The sequence below is a fragment of the Oscillospiraceae bacterium genome, assembly GCA_034925865.1.
Lineage (GTDB): Bacteria > Bacillota > Clostridia > Oscillospirales > SIG627 > SIG704.
Window position 1 is genome coordinate 106,351 of record JAYFRN010000011.1, and the last position, 16,840, is coordinate 123,190.

General features: G+C 40.5%; 16 protein-coding genes and 2 tRNA genes. 14 read left to right on the plus strand and 4 right to left on the minus strand.

The genetic code is table 11. From position 1 onward, the window contains the following. The first annotated feature begins 16 nt into the window (after positions 1–16). The 5 genes from uvrA (at position 17) to VB118_06110 (ending at position 7,304) form a co-directional block, all read left to right on the plus strand. Entirely contained in the window at positions 17–2,860 is a 2,844-nt protein-coding gene (gene uvrA, locus VB118_06090) for an excinuclease ABC subunit UvrA (protein MEA4832170.1), read from the plus strand. Between the two features lie 190 nt (positions 2,861–3,050). Beyond that, on the plus strand, positions 3,051–4,856 hold the full coding sequence (locus VB118_06095) for a TIGR03960 family B12-binding radical SAM protein (protein MEA4832171.1): 1,806 nt from the start codon (positions 3,051–3,053) through the stop codon (positions 4,854–4,856). A gap of 440 nt (positions 4,857–5,296) precedes the next feature. After that, on the plus strand, positions 5,297–5,668 hold the full coding sequence (locus VB118_06100; GenBank protein ID MEA4832172.1) for a helix-turn-helix transcriptional regulator: 372 nt from the start codon (positions 5,297–5,299) through the stop codon (positions 5,666–5,668). Positions 5,669–5,972: 304 nt separating this feature from the next. Beyond that, positions 5,973–6,665, plus strand: coding sequence for an NAD(P)H-dependent oxidoreductase (locus VB118_06105; GenBank protein MEA4832173.1), 693 nt, complete (start codon positions 5,973–5,975; stop codon positions 6,663–6,665). A gap of 111 nt (positions 6,666–6,776) precedes the next feature. Beyond that, positions 6,777–7,304 (plus strand): flavodoxin domain-containing protein, encoded by a 528-nt coding sequence (locus tag VB118_06110; protein MEA4832174.1) that lies wholly within the window; start codon positions 6,777–6,779, stop codon positions 7,302–7,304. A 43-nt stretch (positions 7,305–7,347) separates the two neighbouring features. Here the strand turns inward: VB118_06110 and VB118_06115 are convergent, their stop codons facing one another. Both VB118_06115 and VB118_06120 read right to left on the minus strand, forming a co-directional pair. Next, positions 7,348–8,019 (minus strand): hypothetical protein, encoded by a 672-nt coding sequence (locus VB118_06115; protein ID MEA4832175.1) that lies wholly within the window; start codon positions 8,017–8,019, stop codon positions 7,348–7,350. A 184-nt stretch (positions 8,020–8,203) separates the two neighbouring features. Beyond that, positions 8,204–8,797, minus strand: coding sequence for a hypothetical protein (locus VB118_06120; protein ID MEA4832176.1), 594 nt, complete (start codon positions 8,795–8,797; stop codon positions 8,204–8,206). A gap of 159 nt (positions 8,798–8,956) precedes the next feature. Here VB118_06120 and VB118_06125 point away from each other — a divergent pair, with 159 nt between their 5' ends. Together VB118_06125 and VB118_06130 are read left to right on the plus strand one after the other, a co-directional pair. After that, entirely contained in the window at positions 8,957–9,397 is a 441-nt protein-coding gene (locus VB118_06125; GenBank protein ID MEA4832177.1) for a GNAT family N-acetyltransferase, read from the plus strand. A gap of 16 nt (positions 9,398–9,413) precedes the next feature. Next, positions 9,414–9,911 (plus strand): AAA family ATPase, encoded by a 498-nt coding sequence (locus tag VB118_06130; protein ID MEA4832178.1) that lies wholly within the window; start codon positions 9,414–9,416, stop codon positions 9,909–9,911. Here the strand turns inward: VB118_06130 and VB118_06135 are convergent, their stop codons facing one another. After that, positions 9,912–10,046, minus strand: a complete 135-nt coding sequence (locus tag VB118_06135) for a hypothetical protein (GenBank protein MEA4832179.1) — start codon at positions 10,044–10,046, stop codon at positions 9,912–9,914. It abuts the gene before it with no gap. A gap of 377 nt (positions 10,047–10,423) precedes the next feature. After that, positions 10,424–12,550, minus strand: coding sequence for a CotH kinase family protein (locus VB118_06140; protein MEA4832180.1), 2,127 nt, complete (start codon positions 12,548–12,550; stop codon positions 10,424–10,426). A 250-nt stretch (positions 12,551–12,800) separates the two neighbouring features. Between VB118_06140 and VB118_06145 the strand changes: the two genes are divergently transcribed. The 7 genes from VB118_06145 (at position 12,801) to VB118_06175 (ending at position 16,339) form a co-directional block, all read left to right on the plus strand. Continuing rightward, on the plus strand, positions 12,801–13,139 hold the full coding sequence (locus VB118_06145) for an STAS domain-containing protein (GenBank protein ID MEA4832181.1): 339 nt from the start codon (positions 12,801–12,803) through the stop codon (positions 13,137–13,139). Further along, complete coding sequence (spoIIAB, locus tag VB118_06150; GenBank protein MEA4832182.1) at positions 13,136–13,576, plus strand: anti-sigma F factor; 441 nt, start codon at positions 13,136–13,138, stop codon at positions 13,574–13,576. Before VB118_06145 ends, spoIIAB begins: the two co-directional genes overlap by 4 nt. Further along, positions 13,573–14,313, plus strand: coding sequence for a sigma-70 family RNA polymerase sigma factor (locus tag VB118_06155; protein ID MEA4832183.1), 741 nt, complete (start codon positions 13,573–13,575; stop codon positions 14,311–14,313). The genes spoIIAB and VB118_06155 overlap by 4 nt, the downstream gene beginning before the upstream one ends. 72 nt (positions 14,314–14,385) lie before the next feature. After that, complete coding sequence (locus tag VB118_06160; GenBank protein MEA4832184.1) at positions 14,386–15,432, plus strand: DUF3137 domain-containing protein; 1,047 nt, start codon at positions 14,386–14,388, stop codon at positions 15,430–15,432. Positions 15,433–15,533: 101 nt separating this feature from the next. Continuing rightward, a complete protein-coding gene (locus tag VB118_06165; GenBank protein MEA4832185.1) occupies positions 15,534–16,064 on the plus strand; it encodes a LemA family protein in 531 nt (176 codons plus the stop codon). Between the two features lie 93 nt (positions 16,065–16,157). Continuing rightward, positions 16,158–16,246: transfer RNA gene (locus VB118_06170), tRNA-Leu, on the plus strand. Positions 16,247–16,261: 15 nt separating this feature from the next. Next, positions 16,262–16,339: transfer RNA gene (locus VB118_06175), tRNA-Met, on the plus strand. The last annotated feature ends 501 nt before the right edge of the window (positions 16,340–16,840 follow it).

Genomic DNA, 16,840 nt, shown 5'->3' on the forward strand with positions numbered 1-16,840 from the left:
AAGACATGGAAATAATATGAGAGACGATATATACATTTCGGGCGCAAGAGCCCATAATTTAAAAAACATTTCATTGTCCATCCCGCGCAATAAGCTGATAGTTTTCACGGGACTGTCCGGGTGCGGGAAAAGCTCGCTTGCTTTCGATACAATCTACGCCGAAGGATACAGACGATTTGTGGAATCTCTTTCTTCATACGCCCGTCAGTTTCTCGGACAACTTGACAAACCAGAAGTCGATTATATCGAAGGGCTTTCACCGGCGATTTCAATTGATCAAAAAACCACCTCACGCAATCCGCGAAGCACCGTGGGAACAGTTACGGAAATATATGACTATCTCAGGCTGTTATACGCCAACATCGGCATTCCTCACTGCCCGGTATGCGGAAAGGAAATCAAAGGCCAGACAGTTGATCAGATCGCCGATAAAATACTTTCGTTTCCGGAAGGAACACGCTTTCAGATACTCGCGCCGGTCATTAAAGGTAAAAAAGGACTTCATGAAAAGGTGCTTGCCGACGCAATGGCAGACGGCTATGTAAGAGTAAGAATTGACGGCTTCGTTTATGACCTTTCTGAAACTCCTGTTCTCGATAAAAACAAGAAGCATGCCATAGAAATAGTAATTGACAGGCTTGTCATAAACGGCGATATATTCGGAAGGCTTTCGGGATCGCTCGAAACCGCGCTCGCCCTCGCAGACGGAACTGTAATGATAGAATTTGTCGATAAAGCCGCTGACGATCCTGACAGGATAATCACACTGTCTCAGAATTTTGCCTGTGAAGAACACGGCTTCAGCATGGCAGAGCTCGCGCCGAGAATGTTTTCATTCAATAATCCTTACGGCGCGTGCGAAGCGTGCGGAGGTCTTGGCTTGAAGCGTATAATATCTCCACGGCTCGTAATTCCGGATCTTTCGCTTTCTCTGTCAGAAGGAGCAATTCAGGTCAACGGCTTTAAAAGCCTTGACAATGATAACTGGTCCGGCAAGACGCTCACCGCCGTACTCGAAAAATATGGACTTGATTTGAACTCGCCTCTTTGCGATTATTCACCGGATGCACTTAACGCCATTCTCTACGGCACAGGCGGCGAACGTCATACACGCAGCTTTATAATCGAAGGACAAAAGCGCGATTTCACATATTCCTTTGACGGGATAATCAACATTATCCAACAGCGGTTTGAACAAACCAACAACGAATATTACGACGCTTTTCTCGAGGATGTCGAATGCCCCGTATGTAAGGGCAAGCGTCTTAAAAAGGAAATATTATCGGTTACAGTAGGTGGACTTTCGATCGCAGATTTCACCGGGCTTTCTATTACCGCCGCTCTGGAATTCATCAACAAGCTTACTTTGACCGAAAAGGAAACCATGATTTCACGCGAAATCACAAAGGAAATACGAAACAGGCTTTCTTTTCTACAACATGTCGGGCTTGATTACCTGACGCTTTCAAGGAGAAGCGCAACTCTGTCCGGAGGCGAAAGCCAGAGAATACGGCTCGCCACTCAGATAGGCAGCTCTTTGATGGGCGTTTTATATATTCTTGACGAACCGAGCATCGGACTTCATCAACGTGACAATTCAAAGCTCATTGATACATTGAAAAGGCTGAGAGATATCGGCAACACCGTTATAGTGGTCGAGCATGATGAAGAAACCATGGAAAACGCCGATTATATAGTTGATATCGGCCCCGGAGCCGGTATAGAAGGCGGAAACATAGTCGCCGCGGGCACTCCGCAAGAAGTTATGAACACGCCGGGATCGATTACGGGCGATTTCCTGTCGGGAAGAAGAAAAATCAAGGTGCCGGACATCCGCAGATCCGGCAACGGTTATTTTCTAAAGGTTTTGGACGCGCGCGAAAACAACCTCAAGGGAATCGACATTTCAATTCCGCTCGGTACCTTTACCTCGGTTACAGGAGTTTCCGGCAGCGGAAAATCATCTCTTGTCAACGGCATACTGCTTCAGGAGCTTGCCTCAAAGCTGAACCGCGCTTATACGCGTACCGGAAAATGCAAAGCCGTCCTCGGACTCGAAGCGCTTGACAAGGTAATCGCGATAGATCAATCTCCGATAGGACGCACACCGCGTTCAAACCCGGCGACATATACAGGATTATTCAATGAAATACGGGCGGTTTTTGCAAAAACGCCCGACGCAAAAGCGCGGGGATACGGTCAGGACCGATTTTCATTTAATCTTCGCGGCGGCAGGTGCGAAGCCTGCGGCGGCGACGGAACAATAAAAATAGAGATGCACTTTCTTCCGGATGTATATGTGACATGCGATGTCTGCAAAGGGAAAAGATACAATCGAGAAACACTTGAGGTAAGGTACAAAGGAAAGACTATCGCCGATGTGCTTGATATGACAATTACTCAGGCAAGCTCTTTCTTTGAGAACATTCCGCAGATTTCACGAAAGCTGAAAACAATGTGCGATGTCGGAATCGGATATATTAAGCTGGGTCAGTCATCGACAACCTTATCGGGAGGTGAGGCGCAGCGCGTTAAGCTTTCCTGTGAGCTGTCAAAACGCAGCACGGGAAAAACCATATATATACTTGACGAGCCGACGACAGGTCTTCACTCCGCCGACGTCGAAAAGCTTATTGAGGTATTGAACCGTTTTGTTGATTCCGGAAATACGGTGCTTGTCATCGAGCATAATCTTGATATTATCAAAACATCGGATTATATAATCGATCTCGGTCCGGAAGGCGGCGATAAGGGCGGAACGCTTGTCGCTTGCGGAACTCCCGAACAGGTAGCGCAGAATCCGGGATCATATACCGGGCAATATCTGAGAAAGGTGCTTATTAAAACGGCGATTAAATAATCCCTGTTTATAAGAGAGAAAGCCCATATACCAGAGTCTTTTCTCTCATTAAGCGGTAATTATTTAAATGCCGAGTCAATAAATCTGAAAGATAAAGCTTTCAGACGGTAAGCTTTGTGCCTGAATTTCTTCCGACAAGCCGAAAAGGCATAAGCTCACATTTTGATTGAAAGGCTGGTCATTATTACAAATGATACCTGAAAAACTAAATAACCTGCTTGACTCCGTTTCAAAGCCTTCAAGATATATCGGCGGCGAATACGGCGAAATAATTAAAGATAAAGAAGGCAAGTGCTCGGTCGCATTCTGCTTTCCTGATAATTACGAAATCGGAATGTCGAATCTTGGGATAAAGATCCTCTACGGCGTCCTTAACGAGCTTGACTTTGTCAGATGCGAACGCTGTTTCGCGCCCATGCCAGATATGGCCGAGCTCATGAAAACAAACGGCGTTCCTCTTTACGCGCTTGAAAGCGCCGATCCTGTAAAAAGCTTTGACATAGTCGCCTTTACTCTTCAGTATGAAATGTGTTATACAAACATTTTATATATGCTCGAGCTGGCCGATATCGAGTTTTATGCAGATAAGAGGCCGGATCTGCCATTGGGTGAAGCGCCGATACTGCTTTGCGGCGGTCCGTGCACCTATAATCCAGAGCCGTTTGCGGATTTTTTTGATATCATGTCAATAGGCGAAGGAGAAGAAGCCCTGCCGGAGCTCATGGAGCTTTACCGTAAATGTAAAGACGATGGCATGAAAAAAATCGAGTTTCTGCGTCTCGCTTCTCATCTTTCAGGCTTTTATGTACCCTCGCTTTATAAAGTCGATTATAATACCGACGGTACGATTTCAAAATTCGCTCCGCTTTTTCCGGATGTTCCGGCGCGGATTAAAAAACGCCATGTGAAGGATTTTGAGAACGCATATTTCCCTGTAAAACAAGTCGTTCCCTTTACGGAAGCCGTTCATGACCGTATTACGCTCGAGGTTTTCCGAGGATGTATTAGAGGATGCAGGTTTTGTCAGGCCGGAATGGTGTGCCGCCCTATAAGAGAAAGAAGCGCGCAAAAGCTCAACGATATAGCAAAGGAAGTATTTAAAAATACAGGGTATGACGAGATTTCCGCGTGCTGTCTCAGCATCAGCGATTATTCTCAGCTTGAAGAATTCTGCGACGGGCTTTTATCCTGGTGCGGAGCCAAGTCGGTCAATATATCACTGCCGTCAATGCGCATAGACAGTTTTTCAAAGGAGCTTCTCGAAAAGTCGGACAGCCTCAGAAAGACTTCTCTTACCTTCGCGCCCGAAGCGGGAACCCAGGCGCTTCGCGACCGCATAAACAAAGGCGTCACGGAGGAGGATCTTATGCGTTCGGTGGGTTATGCTTTCGATTCCGGTCATACATCGGTAAAGCTTTATTTTATGGACGGACTTCCCACTGAGACAGACGAGGATGTCATCGGTATCGCAGATCTCGCGCAAAAATGCGTCAATGTGTATTATAAAAGTGAAAGCAAGCCAAAGGGCCGCGGTGTCAATGTAAATATCAGTGTTTCATGCTTTGTGCCGAAGCCTTTCACACCTTTTCAATGGGACGGACAGAATATGCCGGATGAGCTGATGCGCAAGCAGAAGCTGATCAGAGAAAATGTTAGGACTAAAAAGATATCATACGCATACCATGACGCCCGCGTAAGCCGTATTGAAGCTTTTTTTGCCAGGGGAAACAGAAAGCTTTCAAAAGTAATTGAGGCAGCATATAGAAACGGCCAGGTCTTCGATGCCTGGGACGAATATTTTATTTATGACAAATGGCTTTCGGCCGCCGAGGAAGCCGGCGTTGACGTCGCCTTTTTCGCGAACAGAACTTTTTCACGCGACGAAATTCTGCCATGGGATTTCCTTGATATCGGCATTTCAAAAGCGCACCTTAAGCGAGAGAGAGAAAAAGCCGACAGAAGCGAAATTACCATCGGAAAGATATACAATAAATAATAGAGATGAAGTCACTATTCCTACAAAGCTCTGAAAAAGCTTTATAGTCGCTATAATTATATTTACAGAGTAGGCGGAGGGTAAAAAGCTCCCGCTCCTCCCGTCGCAATGTATGTACTGGTCATGTATAATGCTAATTACTGAAGTACTGCGCGCTGCAAAAAGCTTAGGAGTCGACCAAACCGGGTCGGCTCCTGTTCTCTTTAATAATAATTTTTCAGAGACAATAATCGCTTCATTACCTCGTTCATAATTTTCAATTAACCTCAGATTGTATTTTCGAGATTATAAACATTAATGAGTATATATTACAAACAGAAATTTCTACTTCCGGTAGAGTAAATATCTGTTATTAAGTTTTTTTAGTCTAAAATAAGCAGGTGTACTTTTATTTTTTTCGTGTTATAATACAAACATAAAACAGAAAGGATAATTTATATATGGATGAGAAAAAAGTAGGAACAAGGATTGCAAAATTAAGAGCAGAACATAAAATGACGCAGCTTGAGCTTGCAGCAAAACTCGGCGTCAGCGACAAATCTATAAGCAAATGGGAAGTTGGCGGCTGTTATCCTGATGTTACGCTGTTCCCGCAGATTGCAGATTTATTCAATGTTACGGTCGATTACATTATAAGAGGGACACCGAGAACCGTTCAACACTTTTTCACCGGCGATTTCGGGTTTTCGGAAACGAAAGTTAATGATGAATTTCTGAGCAACGGCTGGAAAATAATTAATGTTACAATTGCGACAGGATCGAAAGAAAATTTGTTTGCTTTGGTTATGGAAAAGACAGAATTTGAAGAATAATAAACAGCGAAGCCTTGTTGTATAAGAGAGAAAAGCCCTTATACCAGAGCTTTTCTCTCTTTAAGCGTCAACTATTTAAAATCCGAGTAAATAATAATTACAAAAATCAGAGCCAAGATTGCGAAAAGCAGTGCAAAAGGCTCTGCTTTTTGGTATAATGAGATTTGTAAAAACAAAATATTTTATAGCAGTAAGTTAAATATAAAGACAAGTAGTTTTTTCTCTCTTTTCCCTAAATTACAATCTTATCGGTAAGCTTTTTAGACACGAAATCCAGGAAAAATATATAAATAATGGAATAATAATGAAAATAGTTTTAATTCACGGGCAAAACCACAAAGGCAGCACCTATCATATCGGAAGTATGCTGGCGGAGAAAATCGGTGGAAAAAATGAAATTTGCGAGTATTTCCTTCCGCGTGATCTGAATCACTTTTGTATCGGGTGTTATTCCTGTATTATGGACGATACGAAGTGTCCGTATTACACCGAAAAGCGTGTGATCATGGACTCGGTCGAAGCTGCGGATTTATTGATTTTCACAACACCGAATTACTGTATGATGCCGTCCGCTCAGATGAAAGCCTTTATCGACTTGACATTCAATTATTGGATGTCTCACAAGCCGCGCGGGTGTATGTTTACAAAGAAAGCCGCCGTTATTTCCACGGCAGCCGGAGCGGGAGCCGGAAAAGCCGCCGGAGGCATTGCGAAAACATTATTCTTCTGGGGTGTTCCTTATATAAAGAGCTATGGCATCGCGGTTCAGGCAAAATGCTGGGACGACGTGAAGCCTGAAAAGAAAAACAGAATCGAGCATGCTATGACAAAGCTTGCAAAGAAGCTTTCCAATGGTAAACCTCCGCGCATCGGTATAAAAACACGCTTCATATTCAACAAGATGGCGGGAATGCAGAAAGCCGGTTGGGGTTCATCAACCGAAAAGAAATATTGGGAAGATAACGGCTGGCTCGGAAAGGCAAGACCGTGGAAATAATTTTATCATTATGATTCAATGCAATATAATAATCGCTGTTTTATATTAAATAAGCCATGTTATATGGGTTCTATAACTATAATTTAATAGAATTAAAGGAGCTGTAATGAAATGAACGGAATTATTTTATATAAATCTAAATACGGAGCAACAAAAAAATATGCTGATTGGCTATCTGAAGAGACAGGTTTTCGTTGTGTCGATACCGATAAAGCAAATCAACATGATATTGCGGGTTGTGATACTGTTATTTTAGGCGGAGGAATATATGCTTCGGGAATTGCGGGGCTTGCTTTTTTAAAAAAGAACATCGACCAGTTATCAGGTAAGAAATTAATTGTTTTTTGCGTGGGAGCGTCTCCTTATAACGAAGCGGCTTTTCATGAGATTGTCGAGCATAATATGAAAGATAAATTAAAAAATATTCCCGTGTTTTATTGCAGAGGCGCCTGGGATATCGATTCAATGAGCTTAATGGACAAAACTCTATGTAAGATGTTAAGAAAATCCGTAGCCAAAAAAGATCCTTCGGAACTTGAGCCGTGGATGACAGCACTGATATCTGCGGGTGATGAAAAATGTGATTGGACCGATAAAGCCTACCTGAAACCGATTCTTGATACATTGCGGAAGGAATAAAGATCTGTCGCAAAGGCAATATATAAATGCGTTAATTTAATATTTAATTAATACCAATTCTCGCACGCGTTTCTTTCGCAGTCTGAATTAATTTCCCGTGAATTATCTCGGGTGATGTTTGAATACCCTTAATCATTTCTTCAATTTCTTCTATTTTCACATCCCGCCAACCACGAGCATTCCCTTCTTTTAACTCTTTAACAAACAAATCATAATATTTTATTGCATTTGAAAAGTTCTTTAAATATAATTCAGAATATGCCTTCGCTTCATATTTCCATATAATGGGTGTGTAAAAGATTTTGCTTTCTTTATGATTACTACAAATATATTTACATATACCTGAAGGAGAACCTACATTATCAAACCAATCAAAAGCAGTTTTTTGAAAAAACATGGCATGGGATTCAATATTACTTGTAATACCACTTTCATCCATATCAAGCATTAAATGGTAGCTTTTATAATGATTAATATCAATACGCCATACTGAATCTCCTAACCCCAATACAAGCGAGTCGTTGGATATATATAATGGTTGAACGAATATCTGACACTCATATCCAGTAGATCTTGTGTCAAATAAAATAGCATTTAAAACATTATCAATTGTCTTATAATACATAAGACTTTTGTTTTTTTGAACAAAGCCTTCAGCTTTGCATATTGGTAAAATAATATCATTAATTTTTTTCTTTAATTCAATTCGTTTCATAACACCTCATATATTAAAAATTTAAAATATATCCATTATTAAATAAAGGCTAAAAGAATTCATCTCTATATACTTTATTGAGGGCTTAATTTCGATAATAGGGACAAACTTCAAATAATTTAAATCTAATTCCATATTAACACCTCTGAATCATTGTAATAAGATTTTTTTAGGTTCCTCGAGTTTATGCACGTTTATCTCCTTCATATATTACCAAATTATCATATTTACCAATAATTTGATTTATTATAAATAATATATTTTTATAATCCAAAGGAAAAAACAATAAATTGAGATGATGCCAAGGCTGAACAATCAATTTTATTTCAGGGAAAAAGAAACTAACTGTTGAAATATACCTAAATCCCCCCTCGACAAATCTTTTTAATATGACTTTATTTTCATTAGGATTCAAATCAATACCACATTGTGTTTGCTTATTAATATGATAGTTTTTTAATATATTATTTAATATTTGATAGATATCATTTTTTGAAATATCTGACCATTCCTCAAAGTATTTATAACTGTGAAGTGGCGCCAAGATACATTTTTTTAAATTATTAATTGTAATAAATTGCATAAGAAAATCAAATTCTTCATTTAAATCAGAATAAAATTCTTCTCTTGCACCATCATATCCATGTCCGGATTCATACCCACCATCCCAGTCATGATTCTTATTATAAATTTCTATAAAAGGCATTTCCTGAATATCATTAAGAATTAGACCTATTTTTTTAAGTTCTTTATTAATATTTTGAAATATTATTTTCATAAATTTCTCCTTTCTAATAATTCCATTAGGATTAACAATCTATTAACGGCAATTAAATAATCTTGTTAGAAGTTATTATTTAAAGCCGAGTTAATAATAATCGGTATCTTCCGTTTAATTATAAACATCCAAATGATCTATGTGAGTGGTACATTATTAATGAATATAAAACCAGTATTAAAACGAAAAAAAGACTATATTGATTTACTTTTACTCGCTGACGAACAAGAAAGTATGGTGGATAAATATCTTGAACGCGGCGATATGTTCGTCTTGGATGACAACGGCGTGAAAGCAGAATGCGTTGTGACGAAAGAATCAGACGGAATTTATGAACTAAAAAATATTGCCGTAAATCCCGATTATCAGCGAAAAGGTTATGGAAAAAAGTTGATAGAATTTCTGCTATCCCATTATACTGATTGCAGGGTTATGCTTGTCGGAACAGGTGATTGTGCTTCCACGTTAAGATTTTATAAAAACTGTGGATTTACAGAGTCGCACAGAATAAAAAACTTTTTTACGGATAATTACGATCATCTGATGTATGAAGACGGAAAACAGCTGATTGATATGATTTATTTAAAAATTGAGCGTTAACTGCAAGGAGGATGCTATGAAAAACATATATCTGATCGGCGGAACGATGGGCGTAGGTAAAACAACAACCAGTCGTATCATGAAATGCAAGCTTGACAACAGCGTGTTTCTTGACGGAGATTGGTGCTGGGATATGCACCCGTTTCGGGTAACCGACGAAACAAAGCAAATGGTGATGAAAAACATATGCTTTATTTTGAATAATTTTATAAGCTGCTCGGTATATGAAAATATCGTGTTTTGCTGGGTCATGCACGAACAGGCTATTATTGACGATATTCTATCTCATATCTATACCGCAAACTGTAAAATTCATTTGATATCTTTGGTATGCAGCGAACAGGCGCTGCGGACCCGTCTGATAAAGGATGTTAAGGCCGGAATCAGGACGGATGATGTGATAGGCAGAAGTACAGTACGCCTTCCGCTTTACGAAGCGTTAAATACAATTAAAGTTGATGTATCAGACAGAAGCCCGGAGCAAGCGGCGAACTATATTATTGAGAATTGCTGATCAGAAAACGCAATTCATAATGCTTGTGGGAGAAACAGCGATAATAACATTAACAGATTTTTCGACATTTACATATAATACATATGAGGAGGTATAAAAATATGAGACAAAATCCGTTGTGTTTCTTTTTCCCATGGGCGCCGTCCTGCCGGCTGCCATATAGGCCGCCTTATAGGTGTAATGATGATAAATGTCCTCGCGACAAATGCCCTTATGACAAATGTCCGTATGACAGATATCCATATGGTCCAAGACCAAAGTATTAAGAATTTATCTGAACTTAGAAATTATATATAATTGACTCGGCAATTAAATAACTACCGCTTAAAGAGAGAAATGGCTCTGGTAATATGGGCTTTTCTCTCTTAAGAACAAGGATTATTTAATTGCCGAGTTAATATTAAACGCCGGGCTAAAAACTCGACGTTTTATTTTTTGCATCGGCGAAAGCCATTATCATAACTATGAGATCTCCGTGGAAACATGGACGGCGCGGTGGTTTGTTATACCAATCAGAATTCAGCGACGGCATCGTCTATCCATGCGTATCGTGTATTGATGAAGTTGACAAGATATTGTATCTGAAGCTCGTACGTATTATATGCCCGGTAATTTACATTCCCCTCTCCGATCAGCTTGCCCATGATGTTCCAGACGCGGAAGTTTTCATCTTTTGATTTATCTATTATTTTTACGCTTTCATTAACCGTATCAAGAGCGGCTTTCAGAAGCGATTCCTTTTTTTCATTCCATCTTTCTTTAAATTTCGTTTTAAATTCCGGATCCTTCATCAGAAATGTCGCCCACGTTGTTCCGACATAATCATATGCGGCCTCTGATATAGCCCAGCCGTTATAATCCGGAATATCTCCTGAGAAATTGCCGAAGGACATGTCGAAATCCCATACAGGACCCATCTCAATTTTACCGCCTTTTGTCTTGAACATGTAACAGCTCCGGTAAAAAGCGGATTCAGTATTGTTTGTAAATTCGTGTATTATCAGCCAGTCGATAAGTGCATCGACATCAATATATTCCTCATAGCCGGAGCGCGCGATTATCGCCGCTTCGGCTTTTTTCACATAATCCATTATGAATTGCATCTGAGAGGTATATTTCTGTGTGATTTCAGGCTCTTTTACACATATACGCTTCACATATTGTGTATCGAAGTATTCTTTTCCGTAGATCATCTCTTCTTCATAATTCCAGCCCACCTCAAGAAGATATCCTGTATCGTCTTCAGTATCGGATGTTTCAATATCAACTCTGCCGCGACCTATTTCGATTTTATCGGCCAATGTGTATACGCCGATGTATTCGCCGTTCAAAAAAACGTCGACAAGCACATGCGTCGGAGTGAACATTATATTTTCCATCTGCTTTGACATTGCGCTCGCCACCACGTTTCGAATAAGCGATTTGTCGGCATAACTCGGCACAAGCACCCAGTCACGGTTTTCGGTCAAACCGAACAGAGACGCTTTTTTATCAAGCTTAAGCCTGTATCCTTTTTTTGGAAGTGCAAACCAGGATGAATTGCCTCTTCCCCGTATTTTCATTGAAGACTGCGGCAGAGACAAGCCATTATAAAGCGCGGAAGTCTGCGAATCTATCGAAATCACTGCATCGGTGTAAACAAGCTTTGAAGTTATTCCTGTGTGTCCCGCGGTATTTATATAAACCACCGGAAGATCATATGTGACTCTGGAGGCACGGATGGAATAACCTCGTGTCTGCCCCGTAGAATCGCTGAGAACGGCGAAAAGCTCCCCTTCAAGACCCTTCTCCCGCTCCGGAGAAGAAGAAGAGATGGAATATTTACAGCCGCTGCTGCAACTAAGCCTTACTGACAACTTGGAAATATCGGAATCCGATACCGAATAGGGTATTTTCACTTCGATTATATTTCCGTCAATATTATATGAAAAGCCGGATAATTCAATATTATCTTTAAATACGGACAGCGATAGAATTTCGGCATCAGAATCACCTCCGAGCACGGTGCGGATAATTTGCTCTCCGTTAAAGCTTTTGACGTTCATCCGTTCATCAACGGTGAGTTTTGTCGGCAATCCATAATTGCCGTCCCACCATAAATCGCACTTCGGCGCGTTCACCCTTACGTATTTCCCTTCAAGACTGCCGTTTTTATCTATATAAAACGCGACAGATGAAGCCGTTTTGTCGTTAATATAAAGCTTTGCACCAGTAGAACTTACTTTTGAGTTAACGATAAAAAAAGCCGCGCGATTAAAAACTATATCCTGATTGATTTCTATATCGGAGCATATTGTAATTCTGGGGGTATGTTCTGATTTATATAGTTCATCAGAAACAGAAAGAGCGGCAAGCTCATCCGCGGTATGGACCTCATATTCCGAAAAGGCATCTATACCATGATCCTGGGGACGCGGTATGCGGTCGTCGGTATTTCCTGTTTTAGATCCGATCCCGACCGTATCATATCCGGTTTCCGGCTTTGTTCTCGCGGTTTCGCTCATATTCGGCATCGATGGTTTACATCCGGAAAAAAAGAATGCAGTACCGATTATTAAAGCAGATAAAACAGTATATATAAAAACATGCTGAAGCGCGGCAGATACGATACCATGAATATTATTTTTAAATTTCATCATTATCCTTTCAATCATTAAAAGCAAAAGCCATATGGAGACGTTGATAATGCCCGTAAGAGACTTATCGTATGGCATTATAAAAATATAAGTAAATTATATCATATGCGGAAGAAAAATAAAATAGTCAATATAAAAATGAATTTTTATTATAATCGCATAAAATGACATTTTTTTCATGGCATATATCTTAAAATCCTAAATAAGAGATCGATCCTTACTGAGCTAGAACAATAACCGCGGAGGAAAACACATGAAATCTAAATATTCAGCGGATGGTATTCTTACAATCAGGCCCTCAGGCGATATTGATCACCACGCGGCACGCACATTGCGTGAGGAAGCCGACGTTCTAATCGATGATAATCATCCGAAAAAGGTAATTATTGATCTTTCCGGTACCGAATTCATGGATAGCTCCGGACTTGGCTTTATTCTCGGAAGGCTGAGAAAATGCGCGTCTCAAGGAATTTCGCTCGCTTTAGCAAATCCTTCCGGACGGACAATGCGCATTCTCGAAATGGCCGGAGCAGATAAAATGATTGAAATAATATCGCCGGAGGACGGTGGGAAAGGAGCCGGAATAGAATGAAAAAAACAATATTGAATCAGATGAAGCTTATATTTCCTTCAAATTCCGAAAACGAATCGCTTGCACGCATATGCATTTCAGGATTTGTGATAAAGCTGGACATAACGCCAGAGGAGCTTGCGGATATAAAGACAGCAGTTTCCGAAGCAGTCACAAATTGCATAGTGCATGCGTATAAAACTGAACCGGGATATATCACTTTAGAAGCAAAATACCGAAGCGACGGGAATATTTACATAACAATCACAGATAAGGGATGCGGAATACCTGACATTGCGCTTGCGATGACACCTTTTTACACTACCGATAAAGACAGCGAAAGATGCGGAATGGGCTTTTCTATTATGAAGAGCTTCATGAACAGTCTCAAAGTCAAGTCAGCACCGGGAAAAGGAACGCGGGTATCCATGAGGAAAAAGCTTGGCATGATAAAATGATCGGAAACGTAAACGGATATGACAATGTGCATATAAATTCGGCGGAAGCTATAAAAGCGGCGCAAAGCGGCGATAACGAAATGCTTTCGAAAATTACAGAAAGCAATATGGGTCTCGTGAAAAGCATCGCGCAGCGTTTTTGCGGCAGAGGAGCCGAATATGAGGATCTTGTGCAGATAGGCGCAGTCGGAATGATCAAAGCGATAAGAAATTTTTCGCCCGATTTCGGCTGCGCGTTTTCGACATATGCAGTTCCGCTGATCGCGGGTGAAATAAAACGCTTTTTACGTGATGACGGGTTAGTTAAAATATCCCGTACTACAAAATCGAACGCTTCAATCATTGCTCGCTTTACAAAGGACTTTCAGAATGCGTACGGGCGAGAACCTACAATGCCTGAAATAATAGAAGGAACCGCGATATCCGAGGAGGATGCCGTATGTGCTATTGAAGCTTCGCGTCCCGTTCTTTCAATTAACGAAAAGCGCGGAGACGATGACGACTTTACTCTGGAGGATGTTATAGGAGACGATTCCCTTTCCGAGGTTGTCGACAGTATTGCTCTCTCAGAAGCAATATCGCTTCTCAGCGATGATGAAAAACTCATTATCAGGCTCAGATATTTTAAAGGTCTCACCCAACAACAATGCGCAAAGCTTCTGGATTCCACACAGGTCAGAATATCAAGAGCGGAAAAAAAGATAATTGAAAAGTTGAAAAGGAACATGGCGGGTTGAAATATTGACATTAAACATTTCATATGATATAATATGTAAAATTTGATTTATTTATAGGAATGTATCATTTATATGAAATGCCAGAATTGCGGGTCAAGTATTCCGGATAACGCCATGTTCTGTTCCGAGTGCGGATCCAAGGTCGGTTCTGCCGATCAAGCCTCTGTTTCAGGCACAAGTCAGTCAGGGCTGGAAGATGAATTCAAGCTTCTGAAAAGCAAAGCTAAGCAATCTGTGATTATAATGGTCATACTTGGGCTGATTTCTCTTCTTGCGTTAGTTATCACGCAGTCCCCAATTATTACAATCCTTTTGATCGTTTCGATCTTTATATATGCCGTTGTGGCGGGGAACAAGAATATCAGCGCTCTGCGTAATTTCCATTCTGAGAAAATAGTTCGTTCTGCTCTGTCCGAGGTGTTTAATGACCTTATATATGATAAAAAAAGGTATATAGACGGTAATACCATCGAAAATTGTAGAATAATGCCGTTCGGCTGGGACAAAATGCAAGGCAGCGATTATGTAAGCGGTAAATATAAAGATATTTCTTTTGTTCAGTCAGATATTTCGCTCATTCATGTATCGACCACAACAGATGCCCAGGGTCATACTCACACTACAGAGGAAACACGGTTCAAGGGCAGATATGCGATATTCGATTTTAACAAGCAGTTCGCGACTGATTTGATCGTTCGGGAAAACGGATTCGGCGGAACGCTGTTTTCGTCAATCGGAAGAGCTTTCAGCTTCGACAACAAACAAAAGGTTGAAATGGAAAGTGTCGAATTCAATAAAAAATTTGAAGTATACGCAGCGGATCCTCATAACGCGTTTTACATACTTACTCCTCAGTTAATGGAACGTATTCAAAAATCAGAATCTGAGAACAAAGGAAGAATTTATCTTTGCTTTACTCAAGGGAAGCTTCATGTCGCTGTTGACAACCGAGAGGACGCATTTGAAATGAATATCGTAAGCAACGAGAGCATTTCAGAAATGCGTCAAAAAGCTTTTTCCGATATAGCCACGTTCACAGAACTGGTAGACACAATTCTTTCCCCTTCCGGTTCTGACACTTCATATACGCCCTCGGCTTTTGCCTCTGATATTAAATGAACGATTTATACGGAAAGAATTGTACTTAAAGTAGTTTTATCAGCCTTCAATTCATCAATATTTATATTGAATAAATCGCAGCCAGAAAGGACAACATTTCAATGATTTATGCAGCAATTGCCATCGTGATTCTCGTTTTTGTGTATATCGCAATATACAATAATCTGCGTTCGCTGAACATCAAGGTTGAAGAAGCGGCATCCGGCATCGAGGTGGCGTTAACCAAACGTTATGATGTGCTTGTCAAGCTCCTTGATATCACAAAAGGTTACGCAAAGCACGAAAAAGAAGTTTTAACGGAAACAGTCCGTTTGCGCAAGGGTATGTCCGGCAGTGAAATGAAAGAAGCCGATAAAAATATTAACGAAGGCTTTCGCGGGATATCAGTCGTAGGAGAAGCATATCCGACTCTTCTTTCCAACGAAAACTTTAAACAGCTTCAGCTTGCAGCAGCCGACACCGAAGAACATCTGCAGGCAGCCAGAAGACTTTACAACAGCAATGTTACTGCGTTCAATACAAGTATAGTAACCTTTCCGAGCAATATCGTCGCTTCACTCATGAAGCTTCAGCAAAAAGAGTTCTTTGAAGCGGAAGAAGCAAAGAAGCAAGACGTAAAAATGGAATTCTGAAATAATTTCGGTAAAACGCTTGACTTTTCGAATTACATATGTTAATATATACAGGTCGACAGAGAAAGACCCGCCGAAAAGCAAGCGTAATATGCCGGAATGGCGGAATTGGCAGACGCCCGGGACTTAAAATCCCGTGAGGTTAACACCTCGTGCCGGTTCGACCCCGGTTTCCGGCACCAAAATTTAATATTTATCGCGGGGTAGAGCAGTTCGGTAGCTCGTCGGGCTCATAACCCGGAGGTCATGTGGTTCAAATCCCATCCCCGCAACCATGAAAAAAACCTGTGTTTATGCTATTTTTAGTATAAATACAGGTATTTTCTTTAGCTTTATTTTATGTAAAAACCCAACAAAAACCAACAGTAGCTAAAAACTTAAATCTGCTTCTGTATCTGCTTGCGTTTTTGCCTGTGTATATACCTGCAAAAGCGGTTACTTTAGTTACCACTTTAATTAAAACAAAGTGCAACAAGTAAGAGCAATACACAGCAAGATATAACAGATTTATAAGGTATCTATTTTTAATAAAAGCAGTTACTATCGTATGTTATTAAAATGGCATTATACAGGCCTTGTTTTATAAGAGAGAAATGTCAATATACCAGAGCCTTTTCTCACTTTGAGCGGTAATTAGACCTTGTCAAGCTCATTGTGTAAACACTCTAAATTACCGATCCCATCCATCGCCAAATAAAATATCCAATTTGCCGCGGACAACGCTCCAGTTTGGGTAAGGTTTAGTCCATTTAGCGGCAATGTCCAAAGTGCGAAGA